The sequence below is a fragment of the Actinosynnema sp. genome (assembly GCF_052038725.1).
Genome location: NZ_JBQGCX010001326.1, coordinates 1 through 1,948, shown reverse-complemented (window position 1 = coordinate 1,948; position 1,948 = coordinate 1). Strand labels below are relative to the sequence as shown.

Annotated in this window: 1 protein-coding gene and 1 pseudogene; both read left to right on the top strand. The window is 71.5% G+C overall.

The window, feature by feature from the left end; genetic code table 11:
• Positions 1–1,339, top strand: a 1,339-nt coding sequence (locus tag ACTUAL_RS27935) for an extracellular solute-binding protein (RefSeq protein WP_440902329.1), incomplete at its 5' end; no start/stop codon positions are given.
• Positions 1,336–1,948 (top strand): annotated as a pseudogene (locus ACTUAL_RS27930) (sugar ABC transporter permease); the annotation flags it as partial. The gene ACTUAL_RS27935 and the pseudogene ACTUAL_RS27930, both read left to right, overlap by 4 nt.

Below are 1,948 nucleotides of genomic sequence, written 5' to 3'. Positions count from 1 at the left end.
GCTGATGGTGCCGACCTGGAGCGCGGTGCGGTCCGACCTCGACAACGACTACACCCGCGCCCTCGACGAGGCGCTCGGCACCACCCTCCGCTACCAGATGACCACCGGCAACGACTACCGGGACAAGCAGGCCGCGGTCTTCGCCTCGCCCGACAACGTCGCCGACTGGGTGTCGGTGTTCGGCTGGAACCCGCCGCCGCAGTTCGACCTCGCCGCCGAGGCGCTGTTCGAGGACCTGACGCCCTGGCTCGCCGGCGACGAGGTGGCCCGCTGGCCCAACCTCGCCAACCTGCCCACGGCGGCGTGGCAGTTCGGGATCTTCCGAGGGGCGCTCTACGGCATCCCGGTGCAGGGCGAGACCGTCACCGATGCGTTGTACGCCCGCACCGACCTCCTCGCCGAGCTCGGCATCGAGCCGCCCCGCACCGCCGAGGAGCTGCTCGAGGTCGCGCGCGAGGTCACCGACCCCGCCGGCGGGCGCTGGGCCACGAACGACCTGGCTGTCGCCGCACCGAACCTGCTGTTCGGGGCGCCACCGGACTGGCGCGTGCGCGACGGCGCGCTCGAGTACCGCTGGGAGACCGACGAGTACCGGGAGGCCCTCGAGTTCCAGCGACAGCTGTTCGCCGACGGCTTGGCCCACCCCGACGCGGTCGCGGGCGCCGGCGACGCGAAGCAGCGGTTCACGTCCGGCGCGGTGGTGCTCCACTACGACGGCGTGGGCGCCTGGGGCGAGATGGCCGCCACGATGAGCGAGGCCGGCGGCACCCTCCACCCGTTGTCCGCGCTGTCCGCCGGCGGCCGGGAGCCGATGCGCTACCGCGGCTCCGCCGCCAACTTCTTCAGCTTCCTGCGCAAGTCGGAGCCGGCCAAGGTCGAGGAGATGCTGGACGTCGCGAACTTCCTCGCCGCCCCCTTCGGCTCGGCCGAGTGGGAGCTCATCAACTTCGGCGCCGAGGGCGTGCACTTCGAGCGGAACGCCGAGGGCATCCCCGTGCCCACCGACGCGCTGGCCGAGCAGCACCCCGGCGTGCTCTCCACGCTCGTCACAGGGCCGCTGGCCAAGTACGACTTCTCGAACCCGGACTTCGTGCCCGAGTACTGCGCATGGGCCGCCGCGGAGGCCGCGCTGGCGGTGGAGGGCCCGTTCTTCGGCTACCAGGTGATCCGCCCGCCCGAGTTCACCGCGCTCGACCAGCCGCTCTACGACCTGGAGGCCGACATCATCCGCGGCCGCCGGCCGCTCGCCGACCTCGACGCCGAGGTCGACGTGTGGCGGCGTGCCGGCGGGGACCGGATGCGCGAGTACTTCGGGTCCGTCCTGGAGCAGATCGCGTGACCGCGGTCGAGGAACGTCCGCCCACCACCGCCCGCTCGCACGCGTCGGCCCCGCAGCGCACGGTCTCGCTGGGCTCCCGGTTGCGGCGCGACTGGCAGCTGCTGGTGCTGGTGGCACCGGCGGTGGTGCTGCTCGGGGTGTTCGCCTACCTGCCGCTGGCGGGCAACGTCATCGCGTGGCAGCAGTACTCGCCGTACGTCGGGATCCCCGAGAGCCCGTACGTCGGGTGGTGGAACTTCGTCCGCGTGTTCTCCACGCCGTCGTTCTGGGACGCGGTCGGCAACACCCTGGCGATCACCGGGATCCAGCTGCTGTTCTTCTTCCCGATCCCGATCGCCCTGGCGCTGCTGCTCAACGCGGTCCTGACGCCCTGGTTGCGCACCACGATCCAGTCGATCGTCTACCTGCCGCACTTCTTCTCGTGGGTGCTGGTGGTCACGATCTTCCAGCAGGTGCTGGGCGGCGCCGGTCTGGTCAACACGCTGCTGCGCGACGCCGGCCTCGAGCCCATCGACATCATGACCAACCCCGACACGTTCCTGTTCCTCGTGACCGCGCAGGCCGTCTGGAAGGACGCCGGCTGGGGCATGATCATCTTCCTCGCGGCCC